Source organism: Caballeronia sp. LjRoot31 (assembly GCF_964253885.1).
Lineage (GTDB): Bacteria > Pseudomonadota > Gammaproteobacteria > Burkholderiales > Burkholderiaceae > Caballeronia.
In genome coordinates, this window is record NZ_CAXURX020000001.1 from 409151 (window position 1) to 430831 (window position 21681).

At 57.9% G+C, this 21681-nt stretch carries 12 protein-coding genes; 11 read left to right on the plus strand and 1 reads right to left on the minus strand.

The features are described from left to right. Positions 1 to 28: 28 nt before the first annotated feature. The 9 genes from drmA to ACSQ8V_RS01845 all read left to right on the plus strand — a co-directional run bounded on the left by drmA (position 29) and on the right by ACSQ8V_RS01845 (position 18293). On the plus strand, positions 29 to 3589 hold the full coding sequence (drmA, locus tag ACSQ8V_RS01805; protein ID WP_436204717.1) for a DISARM system helicase DrmA: 3561 nt from the start codon (positions 29 to 31) through the stop codon (positions 3587 to 3589). Continuing rightward, positions 3586 to 5421 carry a DrmB family protein gene (gene drmB / locus ACSQ8V_RS01810; RefSeq protein WP_436204718.1) on the plus strand — a complete coding sequence of 612 codons (1836 nt, stop codon included), beginning with the start codon at positions 3586 to 3588 and terminating at the stop codon, positions 5419 to 5421. The genes drmA and drmB overlap by 4 nt, the downstream gene beginning before the upstream one ends. 2 nt (positions 5422 to 5423) lie before the next feature. Further along, on the plus strand, positions 5424 to 6245 hold the full coding sequence (drmC, locus tag ACSQ8V_RS01815; protein WP_436204719.1) for a DISARM system phospholipase D-like protein DrmC: 822 nt from the start codon (positions 5424 to 5426) through the stop codon (positions 6243 to 6245). Positions 6246 to 6590: 345 nt separating this feature from the next. After that, entirely contained in the window at positions 6591 to 10121 is a 3531-nt protein-coding gene (locus ACSQ8V_RS01820; RefSeq protein WP_436204720.1) for a P-loop NTPase fold protein, read from the plus strand. 1144 nt (positions 10122 to 11265) lie between these two features. After that, complete coding sequence (locus tag ACSQ8V_RS01825) at positions 11266 to 11913, plus strand: response regulator transcription factor (protein WP_213765778.1); 648 nt, start codon at positions 11266 to 11268, stop codon at positions 11911 to 11913. Positions 11914 to 12067: 154 nt separating this feature from the next. After that, positions 12068 to 12745, plus strand: a complete 678-nt coding sequence (locus ACSQ8V_RS01830) for a response regulator (RefSeq protein ID WP_436204721.1) — start codon at positions 12068 to 12070, stop codon at positions 12743 to 12745. A gap of 97 nt (positions 12746 to 12842) precedes the next feature. Continuing rightward, positions 12843 to 13487, plus strand: coding sequence for a response regulator (locus tag ACSQ8V_RS01835; RefSeq protein ID WP_436204722.1), 645 nt, complete (start codon positions 12843 to 12845; stop codon positions 13485 to 13487). A 241-nt stretch (positions 13488 to 13728) separates the two neighbouring features. Then, positions 13729 to 14505 carry an aquaporin gene (locus tag ACSQ8V_RS01840; RefSeq protein ID WP_213765781.1) on the plus strand — a complete coding sequence of 259 codons (777 nt, stop codon included), beginning with the start codon at positions 13729 to 13731 and terminating at the stop codon, positions 14503 to 14505. 14 nt (positions 14506 to 14519) lie between these two features. Next, a complete protein-coding gene (locus ACSQ8V_RS01845) occupies positions 14520 to 18293 on the plus strand; it encodes an ATP-binding protein (protein WP_436204723.1) in 3774 nt (1257 codons plus the stop codon). A gap of 174 nt (positions 18294 to 18467) precedes the next feature. On the opposite strand, the gene ACSQ8V_RS01850 is transcribed toward ACSQ8V_RS01845, so the two are convergent. Then, entirely contained in the window at positions 18468 to 19388 is a 921-nt protein-coding gene (locus ACSQ8V_RS01850; RefSeq protein ID WP_213765782.1) for a LysR family transcriptional regulator, read from the minus strand. Positions 19389 to 19864: 476 nt separating this feature from the next. Between ACSQ8V_RS01850 and ACSQ8V_RS01855 the strand changes: the two genes are divergently transcribed. Both ACSQ8V_RS01855 and ACSQ8V_RS01860 read left to right on the plus strand, forming a co-directional pair. Then, positions 19865 to 21028 (plus strand): porin, encoded by a 1164-nt coding sequence (locus ACSQ8V_RS01855; RefSeq protein WP_213765783.1) that lies wholly within the window; start codon positions 19865 to 19867, stop codon positions 21026 to 21028. Between the two features lie 222 nt (positions 21029 to 21250). Further along, positions 21251 to 21667, plus strand: coding sequence for a CHRD domain-containing protein (locus ACSQ8V_RS01860; protein ID WP_255631501.1), 417 nt, complete (start codon positions 21251 to 21253; stop codon positions 21665 to 21667). The last annotated feature ends 14 nt before the right edge of the window (positions 21668 to 21681 follow it).

A 21681-nucleotide genomic window follows, 5' to 3' on the forward strand; every position in this document is an offset into this window, starting at 1 on the left:
AGAACAGGACACACGTCGGGGACCATCCATGCCAGACAGTTTGAATGACCACCTAGTATTGGCTGCAGCCGTGCCATCACCAGTTCGGCTGCGCGCCGAACTCGAAGACCTTGTCGAAAAGGAACTGTTTGGACCTCGTGGCGGCCCTGATGAGGAGGTCGCTGAAACCCGCGTGCAGGACCGCTATTTGGTGGGTATGCTGTCTCCACGAAATAGGCGTCTGCGAGCGAACGAGATGGACGTACTCGCTGACGATGAGTCGGCCTCAGGGGAGGACGGGGCTACAGACGATGCGCCGCTTCCGACTGATTCATTGTCCCCCTCATCGATAGGCCTGACGTGCACGATAGCGGGGGATGTTCAGTCCGTTCTGGTCAGTGGGCGATGGGGTCGTTATAAGCGCGAAAAGAGCGCGACCCAGGTTACCGACAAGGGAAATCCGCTGACGGTGTGGAAGCGGTATCCGATGGGTAACGTCGGCCTGACAATTAGCTTGGTCGAAGGAGATGTTTCGCCCGCGCCTCTGGATGCGTCGCAACCCGAGGTCTACTTCCAGGGAAGGATTCGCAAGCTCAACGGCGATTGGGTAGTTTCGCTGTTCATGGTAAATGGGCAGATGGAAAGCGAAACCCTTAAGGACGAAATGTGGGTTTTTCAGCCCGAGCTCGAGGTTACCGCCCCCGATGGTTCGGCAGTCTTTCGACGAAGGCAGTTGTTCCGTGATGAGAGCAAGGCGGACTCTGTACAGCATGCAGAGCAAATGGCGCTCGAGATGCTTTACCGAGCTCAGGTAGAGTTCGCGGTGGGACACGGGGTGGCCGTACATGCGGATGTTGACCCCGAGGACCCCACGAAGTGCGTTCGCTTGCGGACGCGTGCAATGCCGACATACGAGGTGCCTCAGACGACACCGCCCACTGCTGAGGACATCCCTGCTCTGGCCGATGTTGTCTTGGATATGAAGGCATTGGCCGAAATGCCCGATGGAGACCTGTTCCGCGCCCTTCGTGCGCTGCCGGGCGCATATAAAGACTGGATTACCAAAGAGTCGGCGCGAATCGACGACCCGCAGGAAGAACTAGCGGCCTATCGCAAGGTTGCCGAGAACGCGATGGTCGATTGCAAGGTCGCCTGTGACCGCATCTCTGTTGGTATCGACCTTCTCGAACATGACGCCAAGGCGCGCGAGGCGTTCCGTTTTGCTAATCGCGCGATGTGGCAGCAGCGCATCCACACGCTCGTGTCGGAGTCGAAGCGGGCCGGCCGAAGGGTGAGCATCGACGAACTGGACCAATCAGAAAGCCGCTCATGGCGGCCCTTCCAGTTGGCATTTGTGCTTCTCAATCTACCAGGGGTGATGCAACTCGACCACCCCGAACGTAGCAGCGCACCTTCTGCTATCGCAGATTTGCTGTGGTTCCCGACTGGCGGTGGTAAGACCGAGGCGTATCTGGGTCTTACGGCATATACGCTTGGCATGCGACGACTTCAGGGCAGCGTGGGAGGCCGACTCGGGCACGCCGGCGTCGCGGTCATCATGCGCTACACGCTTCGGTTGCTAACCTTGCAGCAGTTCCAGCGTGCCGCCGCACTGATTTGCGCATGCGAGGTCATCCGCCGAGCTTCCCCAGACACTTGGGGTACCGAACCGTTCCGCGTCGGCCTTTGGGTCGGCATGAAGACGTCGCCCAACACTGTCGCGGATGCACACCAATCGACGCTGGGTGGGCGTGGCGCCGGCATGGGCAGCGGCACCGGTTCTCCGCTACAGCTGACTAACTGTCCTTGGTGTGGCGAAGGGCTGGACCTCGGGCGTGATGTCAAAGTGGAGACGTACGCCCAAGGACGGGCGCGCGTTTTCACTTACTGTAGTGACCGTCTAGGCCAATGTGAATTCAGCCGCGTGAAGGCACCCGATGAAGGAATTCCAGTCCTGACGGTAGACGAAGAAATCTATCGTCGACTGCCGGCATTGCTGATAGCGACGGTCGATAAATTCGCCCAGATGCCATGGAATGGAACGACTCAGATGCTGTTTGGCCAGGTTGATGGATACTGCCCGCGCCATGGATTTACATCACCTTGTCTCGAAGATGCTTCTTCGCATCCGACAAAAAACGGCCTGCCCGCCGTACGGGCGGTAGCCCATGGCCCACTTCGACCACCAGACCTGATTATCCAGGACGAGTTGCACCTTATCTCGGGTCCGCTGGGAAGCCTCGTCGGTTTGTATGAGACGGCAGTTGACCAACTGTGCTCTTGGACCGTTGACGGGAGGGTCGTTCGGCCGAAGCTGATTGCCTCTACGGCGACGATACGGCAAGCAACCGAACAGGTGCGGTCGCTATTTTTGCGTGACGTTCGTGTGTTTCCGCCACAGGGGCTGGACGTGCGCGACAACTTCTTTAGCCTGCAGCGTGAACCGAGCGAACGATATCCTGGAAGACGTTACGTCGGCGTCAGCGCTTTCGGGCGGCGCCTGAAGGTCGCACTAATTCGCGTCTATTCAGCATATTTGTCGGCGTCGCAAGCTCTGTTCTTGCGGTATGGGAAGGCTGCGGACCCGTGGATGACCTTACTTGGCTATTTCAATTCTATGCGTGAACTCGGGGGTATGCGACGGCTGGTGGATGACGACATCCGTTCGCGTCTGCGAGATATGGAAAGTCGTGGACTGGCCAAGCGCCACACCCCGGCGCTAGAGGAACTGACCTCGCGGAAAAACTCCCGCGATATTCCGGCCTTATTGGACAGACTCGAGTTTGCGCATGACCCGTTGTTGCCGCCCCATGCACGGGCGAGTAGTAGGCCGACCCGCGCCAATCCTCTTGACGTGGTGCTGGCGACAAACATGATATCGGTTGGTGTCGACGTCAAGCGTTTGGGCTTGATGGTTGTCGGTGGGCAGCCAAAGGGAACTGCTGAATACATTCAGGCAACGAGTCGCGTCGGGCGGAATGCACAGGCTCCCGGCCTTGTTTGCACGGTCTACAACTGGGGGCGGCCGCGCGACCTTTCTCATTACGAGCGATTCGAGCACTACCACGCCACCTTTTACCAGCACGTGGAAGCACTTTCAGTCACCCCGTTCGCAGCACGAGCGGTTGACCGAGGGGTGTCTGCTGTTCTGGCCGCACTGGTTCGTTTGCCGGCGTCCGAATTTAACGAGAACCTGGCAGCGGGACGTCTGGACGGTTCGCACTCGATTGTGAAGGACGCAATTAAAGTGATTACACAGCGCGCCGCGTCCGTGACGCAGTCAACAGCGCAGGGACAGCGGGTGGAGAAGTTGTTGAAGGCCCGCATAGATTACTGGCTCAAGAAGGCTGCACCCAAACCGGGCGGAGCGCGGTTGGGATATCAAGGCCAGCGAGACGGGACTACGGTTGCGCTGCTCGAGAAAACGGGCGCCGGAGAGTGGGAAGACTTCACCTGCCTCGGTTCGCTACGTGACGTTGAGCCGAGTGTCGGGCTAATCATGGACGACAAGCCGCTCGATGACGGCTACGGACAAGGATATTCGGCGCCAGCGCTGGCCGCTGCCGGTGGCGCAAGCATTCCGTCGTCGACGTCCGGAGGCCAGCAATGACAAAACACAAGGTGGGTGACATTAGACCAACGCAACTCCTGAACGTCTATGGCGTCGGGGCGATGATTGACCTACCCAACATCGCTGGCATGGTCATGGGGTTGGACGACTGGGACACGACGCACTCGGTATTGGTCAGCGAAGAGCGCCTGCTTCGCGCCGTGCGCGTTCAACTCGGTGGCCAGGTGGAGAAGCTCTTGCTTCCACCAGTCGAGCCAGACACCGCTTCTGCCGACCCGCTCGGAGGCGCCAAAATTGGAGTTCCGGTTGCGGCGTTTCCTCAGTGGTTTAGATGTCCATGGTGTGAGCTATTGGCACCAATCAGCTCCGGCCTGTTCGAACTGAAAACGGACCCTTACCGACCGGACCGGGCACGCTTTGTCCATGCGAACTGCAGCAAGGCCGGACAGCCCCCCGTCGCGCTGCCGGTGCGGTTCCAGATTGCATGCAGTCACGGCCATCTTGATGACTTTCCGTGGTTGCGCTTTGTGCATCGTGGTGCGGCAACATGCAATGGTCCATTGCGGCTGAAAAAAATCGGTGCGTCAGACGAAGCGGTCGATTTGCTAGTGAAGTGCGATACCTGCGGGCTAGACCGCCGCATGTCAGACGCATTCGGAGAGGTCGCCGCAAGCGATGACGTATTCGGATGTCGGGGGCGGCGACCACATTTGCGGGACTTCGCGCCCAACGGCTGCGACGAGCATGCGCAGACGATGCTGCTAGGCGCGTCCAACAGTTGGTTTGGCATATCCCTTTCGGCGCTCTCAATTCCGATGTACGTGGACAAGTTACCTCAGTTGGTAGAGGAGCGCTGGGCGATACTGCAACATATCCCATCACTTGAGACTATCACAGCTTTCCGCGCGGTGGGGAATCTGAAGGGACTGGAGGACTACAGCGACGTTGCCGTATTGGATGCCATTGAAAGCAAGAAGAATGGCGTTCAAGCTGATGAAGCTGACGGCAATTTGAAATTGCCTGAATGGAATGTCTTCGTCAGTGCGGACCCCGGCACAAACACTCGGGATTTTCAGCTAACCCCAGTGGCAGCGCCACACGGATATGAACCGTATTTCGAGAAGGTTGTTCGTGCAGAGCGTCTGCGAGAGGTGCGTGCTCTAACCGGATTCACGCGCATCGAATCACCTGGCGACTATTCGGACCCCAGCGAAATTCCGGACTCGCTGCGCGCGCCGTTGGGGCGAAGCAAGCCGATTTGGGTGCCTGTTTCAGAAGTAAGGGGGGAAGGAGTTTTTCTCCAATTTTCGGAAGAAGCTATATGTGGGTGGGTGCAGCGCGTCACCCAACAGGACGAGGAAATGTTCCGCGCTCATGTGGCATGGCGGAAAGCGCGGCGCATTCCCGAGCCAGAGAGCGGGTACCCGGGGATTCGATATGCACTGATTCACTCCTTCTCACACGCTCTGATGCGGCAGTTGTCCATGGAGGCGGGGTATTCATCAGCCAGCATTCGTGAACGGATATATGCTCAGGACGGAAATGGAGACGCCCCCCCTATGGCCGGCTTGCTTCTTTATACGGCGGCTCCCGACAGTGAAGGGACTCTGGGTGGTTTGGTATCGCTTGGTGAACCAGACAGGCTTGGACGCTTGATACGGCTTGCGTTGGAGCAAATTCGGCTTTGTGCCTCGGACCCCCTGTGCGGTGAGCACCACCCAGCGCAGGACGGCACTTCCTCGCTACACGGAGCGGCGTGCCATGCCTGCATGTTTTCCCCCGAGACCTCTTGCGAGCGAGGAAACAAATATCTTGACCGAGGACTCCTCGTCCAGACGATTGGTGGCGGAAACGTCCCCTTTTTTGAATAGTCATGGGCACTTCCATATCCTTGCTCGACGCCATCACGGAGTTCGCCGCCCACGTGTCCCCTGATGCTGTTGGGGCGGTGGTGGAGCAGCTTCGAAACGGCCACAGCGTTTCAACGTCATCTTCTGCAATGTTGCCGATACTGCAGCGGCTTCATGCGACGGCTCGAGCGAAGTTCGAGAGAGTCATCCAAGCGTGGCATCAAGAAACCGGACAAATTACTCCGGTTGAACTTGCCGCGTCGATTGAAGGTGCACTCTACCAAGCTACGAGGCTGCACAGAGCGAGTAGTGTGGAACTGGTGTGGTCCGGCCCAGCCACCCCGTGGTCCGGATTACGGAGCACGGAGCAGGCGCTACTCGAGTTGATAAATGCTGCGCGGAGGTCGCTCTTTATTGTGACGTTTGCGGCCTACAAGGTCGATGGCCTCGTAAGCGCAATCGAATTAGCAATGGCCCGAGGTGTTCGTGTTTCGTTTTTGTTGGAAAGTCGTGAGGAAAGCGCCGCGAAAGTGACCTTTGACCCGGCTGTTGCCCTTGCATTGTCGCGCCTCAAGGGCGTCACAATGTATGTTTGGCCGTCCTCACGCAGGCCGCGAAGCAGCCAAGGCCAGCATGGCTCGCTCCACGCGAAATTCATGGTTGCGGACGACGAGGTTCTCCTTGTGTCGAGCGCTAATTTGACCGACTATGCGATGAATCTCAACGTCGAGCTAGGTACGTTGATACGTGGCGGAGATGCACCGAAGCAAGCAGCCGCCAATCTCGCTGCACTTGTGCAGCGTGGCATATTCTGTCAGGTGGAAGCATCGCGGGTGAATTTGTAAAACGCCTCAAAAAAGGAAAATAGCGTTGGTTGATGCCATTAGGAACGCCAATGACTTCAAGTCGACATAGGCAAGACGGTTTGACTGGCCGTTCGCGACCGTCACAGCGCACGTTCGTCGTTCGTCCAAGAGCTCCTGGGGCGTTCGGCTCGCGCAGGTGAACGCGACACCGGAGTTGGCATATAACAAACGAGTGCGAATACAGCGGCTATCGGACCTCTTCGCAAATGCCGCAAGTGCGCCGATGCATCGAAGCAGTTGCTGTGCGAGCGCTCCTACAGAGCGGCCGAGAGTCTGGTACTCGTGCTAATGGCGTCGACAAATTCGACGCGACAGGAGAACACATTGGCATCAGGACTTCATAGCAACGAACAGCGGAAGGTCTTTCTTCTATACAACGAAAGGGAAGCCGGAATTGAGGATATTTCCGAGCGCCTGCAGTCGCTCGGTATTCCAACCTACTACTTTCGACGCGATATAAAAGCGGGCGACGAGCTCGAGAAAATCGAAGAACTAGAGCTTCGCGAAGCTTTAGCTGTGGTCGCAGTACTGGGAGCGCAAGGATGGGGCCAAACGCAGCGAAAGTTGGCAGAGCGGGCGGTTTCATTAGGTAAACACATTATCCCGGCTTTGGTCGGGCCTGCACCAGATGTTGCGCTTGATGATATTGAGAGCCTCTTTCGACGCCGTCTTAGGGTCGACCTCAGACAAGGAGACACCGCGTACGAACAGTTGCGGGCTGCGTTGTTACTTGTTGCTGCAGATGAACCATCCACCACTCCGGCGAACGAACAGAGCGGAGTGACGCCGCGCTTTGACGAGATATTCAATGTCATAGTTGATGGGTCGGAAATCGACCGCACGGCTTTGCTAGACCGTGTAATCCGAGGGGACATCGCAAACCGTGAGGAACTGGCGGTCCGAATCCGAAAAAGTATTGGCGACGAGTACAGCGTGGCGCTGGCAAGTCAGTTCGGTGGACCGCCGAGAGAGCAAGCTCGGATTGCCTCAATCCGAGGTTGGTTGTTAAGCGTTCTTATCTGGCTGGAAGCGGATAGTGTAGCAAGTGGCACTTTGATTCTGCGTCATATCCATTCCGAGCACGAACCGGACAGGACGATTCGATTCTGGACCCTAGCAGGAATCATCCGTCGCGACCCTTCATATCGAAAGCGTGCTCAAGAGGAAGCTCGGGAAGATAACGCACCAGAAGTGGCAGCACTCGCCTCGGTTGCTGACAACCCCAAAGATGCTTCGCTGCTCTTGCGGTTGCGAACATCTATGCACTCAGCAGATTACGAGACGGCGTGGTGCGTTCTCCGAGTGCTGCGCGTGTTCCCTGTGCCGGACCTCGCACCAGACGTGGTGGAACTGCTCGAGCGTAAGGCAGGTGGAAAACCCCTAACATATGACGCCCTTTACGCTTTGGCACTGCCAGAAATGGCTTTTGCGGCCATGCCCATTTTGGCAACTCGCTTTGGCGTGCGCCGATTCAGCGAACTCGTTTTAAATGAGGCTCGCTCTGCTACACCGCTTTCTCGGCGACCATTTGGTCAGCTGCTTTCGATATTTGATTCAAACGACGTGCGTGATGCGTTGCTAGGCTTGGCAAGCGAATCAGATAGAGAGATAGTGAATCGCTTGCTCTCAGACATGTCTGAAGCGCGAAAAATCGAGGCGCCCTTCGGCCCTCTTATAGCCGGCTACGCATCCGATACCATCGATATCTCGCAGGACGACATCGGTATCAGTCGAGACGTAGAGACTCTCGCTTCTGTAATGCTCGCTCGCGAGGTTACTCCGCCCCTTGCCATCGGACTATTTGGAGAATGGGGTGCTGGCAAGAGTTTCTTTATGCGCTCAATCTCTGCAGCAGTGGACCGCATTGCAGGAAAAGCAAAGGCGCAGGATAACGGGCAATTCTGCTCGGACGTAGTTCAAATTCACTTTAATGCTTGGCACTATGTCGATACAAGTCTCCTAGCTAGTCTCGTGAGTAACATTCTGGACGAACTCTCAAGCTACCTAACTCCCAAGCTCGACCCGTCCGAAGCGCATGCCAATCTGACTCGCGAACTCGAAAGCGTTCGCGCTGAAGTAAAAGTTGCGGAGGCCGAACGCAATCTAGCCGCTGGTCAGTTAAGGGAAGCGTCACAAGCCCTTCAGGTGAGCATTGTCGAACGCGAGCGACGAGAGCTCAAATTGCGTGACCTGCGGTACGGCGACCTCGCCAAACTGCTAAACGGGGATGATGCCCTTAAGACCGAGGTCGAGAAGGCCTTGAGCCAAGTTGGTGCACCAGCCGCAATCGACAGCATCAACGAACTGAGCCGGGTGGTGGAGCAAAGCTATTCAATAGGTGGCCGCGCGGCTTCTCTTATCGTTTCTATATTTACTGGCCGAAGCGTTCCGTGGATGGTCGGTGGCATTGCGTTACTCTTTATCTTGCCTCCGGCTGTCGCATGGGTTACCGAGCGGTTCGTGGCGCCAAGCGCCGCTGCGCTATCTGCATTGGCCGCGCAAGTGACAGTGATACTCGGCTCGACATCTCTGGTCATTGGGAAAGCCCTCGGTCGCGCGAAAACAGCGCTAAATGCCCTTTCAGAGGCTAAACGCAAAGTCGATGAGCGCTTAGCGAAGAAACGCTCCGAACCGACAGACGCCGAAATCAAACTCGAAAGCGAACTTACTCAAGCGAAGGCAACCGAGCAGGCAGCGGTTGAGCGAGTGGCCGTCGTCAGTGCACGGGCCAAAGGATTAGAAGACCGTGTAACAGCGACACAGCAGGGGCGTTCGCTGAGCTATTTTGTCGCGGAGCGCGCGAGGTCCGAGGACTATCGTCAACATCTAGGCTTAATTTCGGTAGTGCGAAAAGATTTCGACGGTCTCGTACAAAGGCTGCGAACGGGGCAAGAAGGGTTACGCCATGTTGACCGCATTGTCCTGTACATAGACGACGTAGACCGCTGCCCGCCGGATGTCGTTGTTGAAATCCTGCAAGCAGTACATCTTTTGCTGGCCTATGAATTGTTTGTTGTCGTGGTCAGCGTTGACCCGCGTTGGTTGCTGCGTTCACTCGAAGCAAAGTTTAGCCACCTGAAGAACGAAGGACCGGTCGTAGGCAGTTTTGCAACAGCTCAGGATTATTTGGACAAGATTTTTCAAATCCCATTTAGCGTCCGTCCAATGAACGGCTCAGCCTTTGCGCGGATGATGCAAAGATTGCTAGCACCGACGAAAGCTCTTCCGTCGGCTACCAGCGATACCGGCCAAGATGGAGAGCGCGGTGCACGCTTGGATGGTGTGCCGGACCATATCGCGGCGGAAGTTTCACTGGATGCAACGCAAAGTCGAAGCTCGACATTGGCAAGTGCGCGGGAAAACGAAGTAGAGGCGCTGCGAGACCTTACGCAATTGGCTCAGGCGCTTTCCATCAACAAAGCTGAAGCCGCTTTCGCAGGAGGGTTATATGGGCTCCTATCAACTCCGCGAAGTGCGAAGAGGTTTGCAAACGTCTACCGTCTCTTGAAAGCTTCGGTGCCACCCCGCAGTCTTGCCGCCTTTGAGGGAACAGCCGAGGTGCCCGGCATTTTTCAGGTGCCCATGCTACTGCTTGCTGCACTGATTGGAGATTCATCGTCGGCCTCTGCTACGTTCCCCATGTTTTTGCTGCAGGCGACTGCGGACGATGAAAAGTGGTGGATAGATAAGGTAGGAGCGACGGAAAACGAGGGAGTCGCTCGCATGTTGAAGACCATTGATTCAGTCGCTGGACGCGAACTGTTCCCTCACGACACGAAAGTCATTTGCGAGTGGTTGCCCAGAGTCGCACGGTATTCATTCTTAACCGCTCGAATGTTTCTTGACAACCGCTAACTGCAAAAGATATCGAAGCTTGAAGAGGCCAATATACAGACCGGCTGGCCTCTGCAGCCGCCCGGCCAATCGAGTCGGCGCGCCCTGTGGATAACTTTTCGCTCCTGGCGGGCCTCAGCGCCCCCTCTCCTGCACCTCTCCCAAAAGCTGGAAAGACATGCGAAAGTCGCAAATTCAAAAGTGAATAACGAAAAGACCAAAACGCCCGCTAAGCGGGCGTTTCCTAAGTAAGCAACGGCGCTGTTTAACACATAGATTTTTTACAAGCTGTTTTTTTATTCACTATTTTTATAAATAAATCATGGGTTTGAAGCGAATTTGACATACGTGGGTTCCGCTAACCGTTTTAAACCCACCAAAGCAGTTTTCGCTGCGTTTGACTAAAAAGCCCGCCTCGCGCGGGCTTTTTGCGTTGTGCGTACGTCGAGGCGACGATCAGCCGGTCGCTGGCGTTCACCGCCTTCTCGGGGCTCGGCGCGGCTCGACCGGTGGTATCGAGAAGATAAGCGTTGCGATCGCGCCACGTGCCACCGGGCCAGCACGCGATCGCCGAAAAATATGAAGACCAGGAAAAAATGTCCGATATGAAACGCAGGACGTCGCCGCGCTCACTTCGCCGGCTCCAGCGCACGATGTCAGGATGAAGGGGTTTCCAGCGTATTCATCACCGGGATAAAAGGCGCGTGGACAGATGACCGTGCCATGAGCGACGGATATCGACAACGCCCAATTTTTGTCCGCCACTCTGTTGGCCGGTACATATAGCCGTCCTCCGTGCGCATCGTCGGATTCCGTATTTCTCGACTAATTAGAGCGTCGTTTCTAGATCGAGAGGATTAGGACAATTCGTATGGAATCGTCGGGCACTTAAAAACTACTCTGATCCTCGTTGAACCGCGCGATACAGCATGCCGGCCACAAGTCGCCCATAGCAGGCACAAGCCAGGCAAACGAGCGCGCCGATCCGCGTGCAATAAGACAACTCTTGGAAGTGACGCGCTGTGTACCAGGAACATTGAGAGTGTTCCTATATGGAGCGGCTTATCGCCGTGTTCTTATGTGCAACGGCGCATTACCAAATTGATTGTTGCCACTCGGCGCGGATTCAACCCGAAGTGCATACAAAAAAAACTGAGAGGCAGCATTGAAACTGCGAATCGTTCTGGCAGACGATCATCCGTTCGTTTTGCTCGGCATTCGAGCGACGTTCAGCATGGATGAAAATCTGGAAGTCGTGGCCGAGGCTGCAAGCGCTGCAGAGCTGCTGAGGCTGCTGGTGTACACACCATGCGACGTGCTGGTGACCGACTTCGCCATGCCCGAGCAAGGCTCGCAGGCGGAAGACGGCCTGCGTCTCATCAAGCGCTTGCGGCGAGACTGGCCGGCCATCAGCATTGTCGTGCTAACCAGCATGAGCAACGTCGCAATCCTCCGTTCAATCCTGGCCGCTGGCGCAATGAGCTTGCTCAACAAGGTCGAGTCCATGGACGAGCTTGCGGCAGCGGTCAAGTTTGCAGGTGTTGGACGCCGTTACCTGAGCACGTCGATCGTCTCGGCGCTGGCGGTGGCCGGAGCAGAAACCGACGCACTAGGAGAGGGTCCGCGCCTTTCGCCGCGAGAGATCGAAGTCGTGCGGATGTTCGCGAGCGGTTTGTCGATCACCGAGATCGCGCGTTTCATGAAGCGCGATGTCCGCACGATCAGCCGTCAGAAACGCGACGCCATGGGCAAGCTCGGGGTCCAGAACGATCCGGGATTATTCGCGTTTGCACGCGCGCACGGAATGACGTGATGTTGCAGATTGCGAAAGGCTTTCGGAGGCATCTTATGTCGATGACGGCGCGAATCAACGATCCTTCAGCGGGCCGTGCAACCACCGGTAAATTGAAACCCGCCGCGAGCGGACGCATCACCTGGGCGAATTTCAGGTTAGAAGAGGTTAGTAAATGATTGCGTTCACTCAACGAATCAAATTGGCGGTAGCGGACGATCATCCATTAGTTGTTCTTGCCATCGAGCGCCTGATCGCTAATGTGCAGAATATTGAAATTGTGTCTCGGGCGCAGGATTCAACCGGGCTGGTGGAAGCACTCGAGAAGCAGGAATGCGACGTCGTCATCATGGATTTTTATATGCCGGGCGGCGAGCATGGTGATGGTATCGATCTGATCAAATACATCGTCGAACATCATCCGAAAGCGGCAATCGTGGTTTTATCCATGACAACGGATGCGGACCTGATCGCGCGTGCCCTTGATGCGGGCGCCAACGCGGTAGTCAGCAAGCAGGACCGGCTAGAGCTTATCTATGTGGCTATCGTGACGGTGCTCGCGCACGAGGATTATCTCGGTCCGTCAGTGCGCGCACTGCTCGCGGACGCGAGTTCGGCAAACCGGGTGGACCTCATTCGACAGAAACTCACGCGCCGCGAACTGGACGTCATTGCTCGCTATGCGCGCGGTGGCAACGTCACCGAAATTGCGCGCGAACTCGGTCGCAGCGTCAAGACAATCAGCGCGCAAAAATGCGCCGCCATGCGCAAGCTCGAGTTATTGACGGATGCCGAGCTTTACCGGTTTGCATTCGATAGTGGCCTGGTCCAGGCACAACGGCTGGGAGTTTAGCCAACGGCATTAAAAGCCGTCGCAATACAAGCACGACTTGTATACATCAGGTCCAGGAGACACGTGGGCCATCACGTACCAGGCGTATAAAACAAAAATGGATTCGAAAATCCGGATTATCGTGGCAGACGATCATGCTGTCGTGCGAGAGGGGATCCGCATCTGGCTTGAGCGGGATCCGCGAGTAAAGGTAGTGGCTACGGCTGCAGATACTGAATCGCTCGCAGACCGGATAGACAGCTTTCCGTGCGAGGTCGTGATATCCGACATTGGCATGCGGGGTATCAACGGCGAAAACAATGCCATAGCGTATCTACGACGTTTCCTGAGGCAAGCACGGCGGCCGCGAGTAATCATTGTGACCATGATCGCTCAGCCCCAAATGCTGACAGGGTTGCTGGAACTGGGTGTGGACGGCCTGGTCGACAAGCGCGATTGCATGGAGGCGCTGAACCAGGCGGTTGTCGAGGTGGTCGATGGCGGACGTTTCGTCTCGAAGCACGCGGGGGCGCTTCTGGGCAACGAACTCGTCAATGTCACCGGTCGCGCCGGCGTACTAAGCGCCCGCGAATGGGAAGTCTTCCAGTTGTACGCGAGCGGCTTGTCGCTGATCAGCATTGCGCAACGCCTGGAGCGCAGCGTGAAAACCATTGGCACGCAAAGGCGCAGCGCGATGCGTAAGCTTGGGCTGAGAAGCGAGAATGAATTGATCGACTACTTGAGGCAAATTGGCCTCACATAACGTCGAAACCACGTCGAAACCACGTTGAAGCGCCCGTTCCAACCGACACCACCGGAATCGCATAGGCAACAAACGGACACGCATTGTTTCTCAGAAATGTTTAGGAATGCTCTGATTAAATAGGTTCGCCTTTCGCTCCAGACTTGAACGCTTTACTTCGCCAACGCGCGTGACCCAGCCAATCTTTTCTGTGCGGTCGGACGTGTGTCGGCCGAGGGCGAATTTCAGACGGGGTGACGGGATGTTCAAGAAACTGATAGGCGAGTGCGTGGGAAGCTTTTCGCTTGTCTTCTTCGGCTGCGGCAGCATCGCACTGGCGAGTGGTAATTTTCGCCCCGACATCGGACTCGTCTGCCAGGCGGTGGTCTTCGGCCTTGCGGCAACCACGCTGGTCTACGTTCTACGTCCCGTTTGCGCCGCTCATTTCAATCCCGCGGTCACCGTCGGGTTTGCCGTCGCCAACCGTTTTCCCGTGCGGGACCTGATCCCGGCTATCACTGCTCAGGTCGGGGGAGCGACCGCCGGCGCGTGGCTCCTATATGTCGTTGCGAGCGCACGCCCGGGTGTCTCGCCCCATCTCATCGCATTCGGCGCCAATGGTTACGGGGCTCATTCGCCGGCCGGATATCAGTTGCACGCGGCGCTGATCGTCGAGGCGCTGACGACCTTCGTCTTTGTCCTCGTGAATCTCTGTGTCGAGTCTGACCGGCAAGCGCGTTTGAGCGGCGCCGTGCTGATCGGGCTGTCGCTGGCGTTATGTTCGCTGCTCGCCATTCCGGTGACAAATGCGTCTTTGAACCCGGCTCGTTCCACTGGCGTCGCGCTCGTGGTGGCTGGCTGGCCGCTGGATCAGCTCTGGATGTTTTGGGCGGCGCCCCTTGCGGGCGGCGTGCTGGCAGGCCTCGTCCATCCCATGCTCCAGCGCGGCGCTTCGAGTAACGGCGAGCCGCTGACACACGTCGGCCGTATCGACGGCGCGCTCGGTATCGACGGCGCGCTCGATAAGCAGCTGTCGTAACGAGCGCGAACATCATGTCCTCTCCCTCCATCCTCCGTCTGGTTCGCCTGATGACGCTGTTGGTGCTCGTGTGGGCAGCATCGGGCGTTTCAGCCGGACCCTTGCGTGTTCAACCCGCGAAACAAACTACGCAAGACTATTCGACGCTGACCCGCGACGAATCCCAGGCTCGCCGCTCAGAACCCATTCCCGGAAGCACCGGTACCGAACAGCCGCAGACGCTGAGCCTAAGCGCCGACGAGCGCGCCTATTTGCACTCGCTGCCGCCTCTTACGCTCGGCGTCGACGCCAGTTGGGCGCCGTTCACCTATGTGGATTCCAGCGGCGAGTCGAGAGGCATCGCAATGGCATACGCAAGCTATTTGTCGAAGGCGCTGGATATCGATCTCGAGCGGCGTGTGTATCAGGACTGGGGCGATGTGTTGAACGCCTTCGCGCGCGGGCAGATCGACATGGTAGCGACTACCGAGCGCGAGACGCCGCGTCTTGCCGGCGGAATCCCGACCGGCTCGGTGGTGGACTATCCGCTCGTCATAGTCGGGCGGCTGGGCGAACCGGTGATGAAGGGTATAGAGCAGGCGTCATCGCGGCGGATCGTCGTGACGGCGCGGCTGGCGGCTAGCGGGCGGCTTGGCAATTTGCCGTCGGGCGCCGCGCTTATCATCGCGCCCAACCTGAATGCCGCGCTCGACCGCGTGGTCCGGGGCAAGGCGGATTTGTTCGTCGGCGATCTCGTTACTGTCGATATCGCCCTCGCCGCGCGTTACGAGGACGAATTGAAGATCGTCGGGCCGGCCGGCAATTTCGAGCATATGAGCTTCGCGCTGCGTCCGGAATTCGGCCGTCTCGTGCCACTGATCGACCGTGCGTTGAGCGCCATGTCGGACGCCGACAAACAGAGCATCCTCGCCGTCCGTCGGGCAGCGCTCGACCCGCCGGCAAGCGGCTGGAGTGTCAATGCCATGCGGCTGCTACCGGCGCTGATTGCTATTGCCGTGGTGCTGGCGGTCACGTTGAGGGCGTTCGTCCTCCTCCAGCGCGAAATGGCACGGCGCGTGGAAACGGAGCAGCGTCTCGCTACGCAACTCAGTTTCCAGCAGACCATGATGGAGGTCGTGCCGTATCCGCTGGTCGCGAAGGATCGGGAGAATCGCTACATCGCGGTGAATCGCGCGTTCGAAAAGACGCTCGGGCTGAAGCGCGAGGACATTATCGGACGCACGACGCTCGAGGTTCAGTCGTGGGGGGTTGATAACAGCCAGCGCCTGCATGATCTCGTGGGCATGAGTATCGAGCACGGGCGGCGCGAGCAGATCGAAATCACGTTTCACAATCGCGACGGCGCGCTGCGTCACGGGCTCTTCTGGACCGGCGCATTCGCGGCGGCGAATGGGGCAATGGCGGGTGTCGTCGGCACGATGATCGACATCACGGACATTCGCGACGCGGAAATGCGCGCGCGCGAAAACGAACGCCGCCTGCACGACGTCACACGCTCCCTGCCGGCCATCGTGTTTCAGTTGCGGCGCACGAAGGATGGGGCGTACAGCTTCCCGTACATCGGCGGCGATACGCGTCATTTATTCGGCACTGATCTCGCGGCGCTCGGCAGCGACCAGGTGGCGGGTCTATCACTGATTCACGCCGACGACAAGCGCGGTCTGGGCGAGGCGATCGAACGTTCGGCGCTCACGCTGGATCCGGTTCACATGGAGTTTCGCTCGATCGTCGACGAAGGCCGCCACTGGATCCGCGCGCATCTCGTGGCGCACCGCGAAGCGGACGGATCGGTGGTCTGGAATGGCTATTGGGTCGACGCCAGTGTCGAGCGCGCGCGTGCCGACGAACTCGCCGCGGCGCGCGATGCGGCGGAAGCGGCCTCCCGCGCCAAGGATGATTTTCTCGCGATGATGAGCCACGAAATCCGTACCCCCATGAACGGGGTGCTCGGACTGGTGGAGGTATTCGAGAACACACCGCTCAATCCCGATCAATCGCAGATGCTTGGCATGATCCAGGACTCGGCGAGCGCGTTGCTGCAGATTCTCGACGACCTGCTCGACTATTCGAAGATCGAGGCGGGGCGTCTCACCATTGAATCCATGCCGATCGACCTGCGTGAACTGGTCGATAACGCCATCGGTTTGCTCGCGGGGCGCGCGCACGAAAAAGGATTGCGCGTGCGGGTGGATGTATCGCCGGATATTGCCGCGAGTTTGCGCGGTGACAGCGTTCGGCTGCGGCAGGTGCTTTTCAATCTGATAAGCAATGCTATCAAGTTCACGATGAAAGGCGAGGTCGCGCTCACGGTGAATCTGGTCGACAGCGAGCACGGCGTGCAGACAGTCGAATTGAACGTGGAAGACACAGGGATCGGGATTGCGGCTGAGGCCCAGGCGAGTCTGTTCGAGCCGTTCGTGCAGGCGGAATCGTCCACTACACGCCGCTTCGGTGGCACGGGCCTCGGGTTGACGATCTGTCGCAAGCTGGTCGAACTGATGGGCGGAACGCTGGAGCTGCAAAGTCAGGTAGGCGTGGGCACGCGAATGATCGTGCGGCTCGACATGCCGGTCGAAACGGCCAACTATCAGATCGATGGCTTGCGGGGCAAGAGCGGGATTATCGCCATCGACGATCAGCGGGTGGCGCGTGCGCTTGTTGACTACGGTCAGGCGCTCGGCCTCAAGCTGGCAATCCGGTCCAGCGACGACGCCGCGCTGCGTGATCCGCATACCTTCGACGGCATCGATCTCGTGTTTCTCAGCGACACCCATCCGCAAGCGCTGCCACTGAAAACGCGCGTGATTCACGTCACGGAAAAACCGAAACCCACGGGTTATCGCATTCTGGACAACGACATTCGCGTAAGCGTCAATCCAATCTCCTGGCGCGGTTTGGGCGCTGCATGCGTGGCCGCGTTGACAGGGTTGCCGCAGCTTGTCTCGCGTGCAACGCGCGGTATCGATACGAACAACGAGCCGCCCGATCGCGAGCGCGCAATCCGCATGGGACGGCTTGTGCTCGTCGCGGAAGATCATCCCGTGAATCAGGAGCTGATCCGCCATCAACTGGCGCTGCTGGGCTTTGCGTGCGACGTGGTGCAGGACGGCGTGGAGGCGCTCGCGGCGCTCAAGCAGACGCACTACGGCTTCCTCATCACCGATTGCCACATGCCGAACATGACCGGCTATGAACTGGCGCGGCGCGTGCGCGCGAGCGAACTGGGGTTGTCGAAGAGATTGCCGATCCTGGGCATTACCGCGAGCACGGCGCCCGAGGAGTTGTCCATGTGCCGCGACGCCGGCATGGACGACTGCTTCATCAAGCCCACGCGGCTCGTCACGTTGCGCGACCATTTGAATCGATGGCGTGTCATGGACAGCGCATCGGCGGCGCCGGAACCGGTTGTTGTCGAGGAACAGGATGTTGATACCTTCGACGCAGAAACCGATGAGATCGATCTGGACTACATGACGCAACTCTGGGGCAGCGGGACCACGGTCAAGGCGTTGCTCGACGCATTCGTGTCGTCATTCCGTGATGATCTCGACACGCTCAGAACCTTGCTCAATGGCGGTAGCGTGGCGCAGTTGCGCGAGTGGCATCACCGGGTGATCGGAGCGGCTAGCATTTTGCAGTACCGGCCGTTGCAGATTGCCCTCGACAGGTTCCGACGTGATCTCGTCGACAAACCGGACGGCCTTCGCCGCCAGGATGGCGCAGCGCTGATCGTGCGCTGCGAGGTTCTACTCGAGCGGATTGAAGCGCAACGTGCGGAGATGGCGTGATGTTTGCGGATTGGGGCGTTAGTCTGGTGCTGCAGCACCGGTCTTCTTGCCGGCGGCTAAACGCATGGTGATCGAGCGCTGAAGTTTCAACCAGGCGCTGCAAACAAAACGGGCCAATTTCAACGCAGGTTGGAATTGGCCCGTTTGTTCGTCATGCCTGCGTTTTCAAGCCCGTTAAAACAAGGCGTTCATCGCCGTGTCTTTCCTGAAATGTGCGAGCGCGAAATCAACAAACGAACGCGTTTTTGCGGACACGTGACGGCGTCCTGGATACACCAGCGAGACTTCCTTGTCCGCGTTACTTACCGCGTAGTCAGTGAGCAACCGCACGAGCGTGCCCTGTTCAAGATCGTCTGCGACATGGCTTTCCGGCAGTGCCGTGACGCCCATGCCGGACAGCGCGGCTTGTCGAAGCATTTGCGAATTGTTGACCGTGTAATCCGGATCGATGACGATATCCTCGTCCTCACCGGTCGCGCCCGTGAACGACCACGTGGACCCGTGTATGTCCGCTGACGGCGACAGGAACGCGTGAGCGGCCAGATCAGCGGGCCGCAGCGGTACGCCGTGTTTCGCGAGGTAATCCGGTGCGGCCACGATGACCGGCGTCACCTTGAACAAGGGCCGATTGATCAACGTGCCGCTGTTCACCATGCGCGGCACGACAATACCAACGTCGAAACCCTCATCCACCAGATCCACTGGCCGATGCAGCAGCGTGAGACGCAGTTTCACGTTGGGAAACGCGTCGCGATACTCACACAGCAGCGGCGTGAGTCCGAACAGTGAGAAAGACGCCGATGCCACGAGCTTCAGCGTGCCGGAGGGATCGAACGATGTTTGCGAGACCGTCGATTCAATCGACTCGACCTGTTCTATCACCGCCCGGCAGCCTTCGGCGTACGACGCGCCGGCTTCGGTGAGCGACACGCTTCGCGTCGTGCGGTTGAGCAGTCGCGTATTGAGGTGCGCCTCGAGCAACGCGACGTAACGCGTGATGACAGCGTTCGATAAATCGAGCGCAGCCGCAGCCCGGCCGAATGACCCGGTTTCAGCGACTTTCACGAAGACGCGCATGGCTTGAAGATGATTCATTGACCAACCGATGAACAAAGAGTCGCCCCGTGTATGTCACGCCTCGGGGCCGAAAAAAGACACGAGTGAGGGCGCTCTTTCTCAAGCCTCACTCGCGTGCGCGATGCTAATGCGGTGGGGTTGTCGGTGAAATAGGAATAAGACGAAAGCTGATGAAAGCGCGTTTGTGTCGCGCAGTTGCTACTGTCGCAACTCTGCAACGCGTTCAACTAATTAGGTATCCAGAGGTTAATTCGAGATAACACGAATGCCTGACGGAACAAGCGTTTGAGCGAAAACGAACCCCATTTTTTGATTTATTCAAAAAGCCTTTTGTGTGCGTCTTGATGGTTTGGTTAAAAGCCAGCGCCCTAAACTTTGTTTCAGCCGAATCACGGTGTCCGGTGAAGACCGGAAACGAGTCGCCTTGGTGTTACGCAGGAAGGCGTCGCGTTATGCAACCAGTCGAGTCGTCAGACTCATTAAAGGGATCACACATGAAAAAGACTCTGATCGTCGCGGCCGTTGCCGCTTCTTTTGCGACCGCCGCAAATGCGCAGAGCAGCGTTACGTTGTACGGCCTTATCGATGCTGGTTTCAGCTATGTGAACAATGAAGCTGCTACGAACGTTGCCAAGGGCAGCGCTGCAGCATTCCGCCTGTCGAGCGGCAACCTCAACGGCAGCCGTTGGGGCCTGAGGGGCACGGAAGACCTCGGTGGCGGCATGAAGGCAATCTTCACGTTGGAAAGCGGTTTCAGCATGGGCGATGGTTCGGCGCTTCAAAAGCAGAACGGCGGCACCAACGGTACTGAGTTCGGTCGTCAGGCATTCGCAGGTATCTCGACTGCTCAGTTCGGCACGGTAACGTTGGGTCGTCAGTACGACTCCGTAGTCGACTATCTTGCCCCAATGACGGCTACCGGTAGCTGGGGTGGTACGTACTTCGCGCATCCGTTCGACAATGACAACACGCAGAACTCGTTCCGCGTCAACAATTCGGTCAAGTACCAAAGCGCGAACTACTCCGGCTTCACGTTTGGCGGTCTGTATGGCTTCTCGAACCAGGCTGGTGGATTCGGTAACAACCGTGCGTACAGCGCTGGCGCACAGTACGCAAACGGTCCGTTCAAGATTGCAGCGGCTTACCTGCAACTGCAAAATCCTGATTCCAACCTCGCTGGCGGTGCGATGACGGACAACGGCGCCGGGACGAACCTGGTGGCACAAAGTGCGGGCGCGTCAGTGCAGACGCAACGCACGTACGGTGTTGGCGGCAACTACGCGATCGGGCCGGTGACGGTTGGCGGTGCATGGACGCAAAGCCGCTTCCAGTTCGCGGTGGGCGATTCCACTGCGCGCTTCAACAACTATGAAGTGAATGCACGTTATGCACTGACGCCGGCATTGGCACTTGGCGCCGCGTATACGTACACCGACGTGAAGGGTTACACCGCCGGTCCGAACAACAACGACCACATGAAGTTCCATCAGTTTGGTTTGCAGACGGACTATTCGTTGTCGAAGCGTACGGACATCTATGCTGAAGGCATCGTTCAGCTTGGTAAGCAAGGTGCTGAAGCGCAGATTTATGGCACGAACGCCAACTCGGTTCACGGCAACCAGGTTGTGGTATCGACGGGTATCCGTCACCGCTTCTAAATTGCTGAAAGTTTGATGTTGTAACGAAAAGGCGCCGCAAGGCGCCTTTTCGCATTTCCAGCCCGGTATCGGCTACCCGGGTTCATGGGTAAAGGCTTGACAAGCAAAATGCACTACCATGGCGCGTCGATGAGCAGACGACTCGTCCGCTCGTCAGTCACCCAGGGGAGAGCAAACATGTTCACGAGATTTCGTCTGCGTAACAGCGTGTTGGGTCTGAGCATGGTGTTGATGTCGTCTGTCGCGACAATCGCGTCGAGCTCAGCTTTCGCCGATACCGTCGCTTTGCAAGCGAACCTGCAACCGTCGAGTGAAGTGCCGCCGCGCGTGAGCAAGGGTCATGGGGTGCTGAAAGCCACCTTCGACACCACCACGAAGACGCTGCAGTGGACCGTGACGTACGCTGACTTGTCGGGTCCCGCGACCATGGCCCATTTCCACGGCCCCGCGCCCGTGGGGCAGAACGCGAAGGTGCAGGTTGCTATCGACAAGAACGCGCTGCCCAGTCCAATCGCCGGCCAGGCCACGCTTTCTGAGCAACAGTCCACCGACCTGATGGCCGGGCAGTACTACTTCAATATCCACACCGAGAAGAACCCGACCGGAGAGATTCGCGGCCAGGTAATGCCGGCGAACTGACAAGGCGTTTGGTT

Bases quoted from the DNA above. Each gene is read 5' to 3' on its own strand.
- drmA (WP_436204717.1), top strand. From the start codon at position 29: ATGCCAGACAGTTTGAATGACCACCTAGTATTGGCTGCAGCCGTGCCA.
- drmB (WP_436204718.1), top strand. From the start codon at position 3,586: ATGACAAAACACAAGGTGGGTGACATTAGACCAACGCAACTCCTGAAC.
- drmC (WP_436204719.1), top strand. From the start codon at position 5,424: ATGGGCACTTCCATATCCTTGCTCGACGCCATCACGGAGTTCGCCGCC.
- ACSQ8V_RS01830 (WP_436204721.1), top strand. From the start codon at position 12,068: ATGATTGCGTTCACTCAACGAATCAAATTGGCGGTAGCGGACGATCAT.
- ACSQ8V_RS01835 (WP_436204722.1), top strand. From the start codon at position 12,843: ATGGATTCGAAAATCCGGATTATCGTGGCAGACGATCATGCTGTCGTG.
- ACSQ8V_RS01840 (WP_213765781.1), top strand. From the start codon at position 13,729: ATGTTCAAGAAACTGATAGGCGAGTGCGTGGGAAGCTTTTCGCTTGTC.
- ACSQ8V_RS01845 (WP_436204723.1), top strand. From the start codon at position 14,520: ATGTCCTCTCCCTCCATCCTCCGTCTGGTTCGCCTGATGACGCTGTTG.
- ACSQ8V_RS01850 (WP_213765782.1), bottom strand. From the start codon at position 19,388: ATGAATCATCTTCAAGCCATGCGCGTCTTCGTGAAAGTCGCTGAAACC.
- ACSQ8V_RS01855 (WP_213765783.1), top strand. From the start codon at position 19,865: ATGAAAAAGACTCTGATCGTCGCGGCCGTTGCCGCTTCTTTTGCGACC.
- ACSQ8V_RS01860 (WP_255631501.1), top strand. From the start codon at position 21,251: ATGGTGTTGATGTCGTCTGTCGCGACAATCGCGTCGAGCTCAGCTTTC.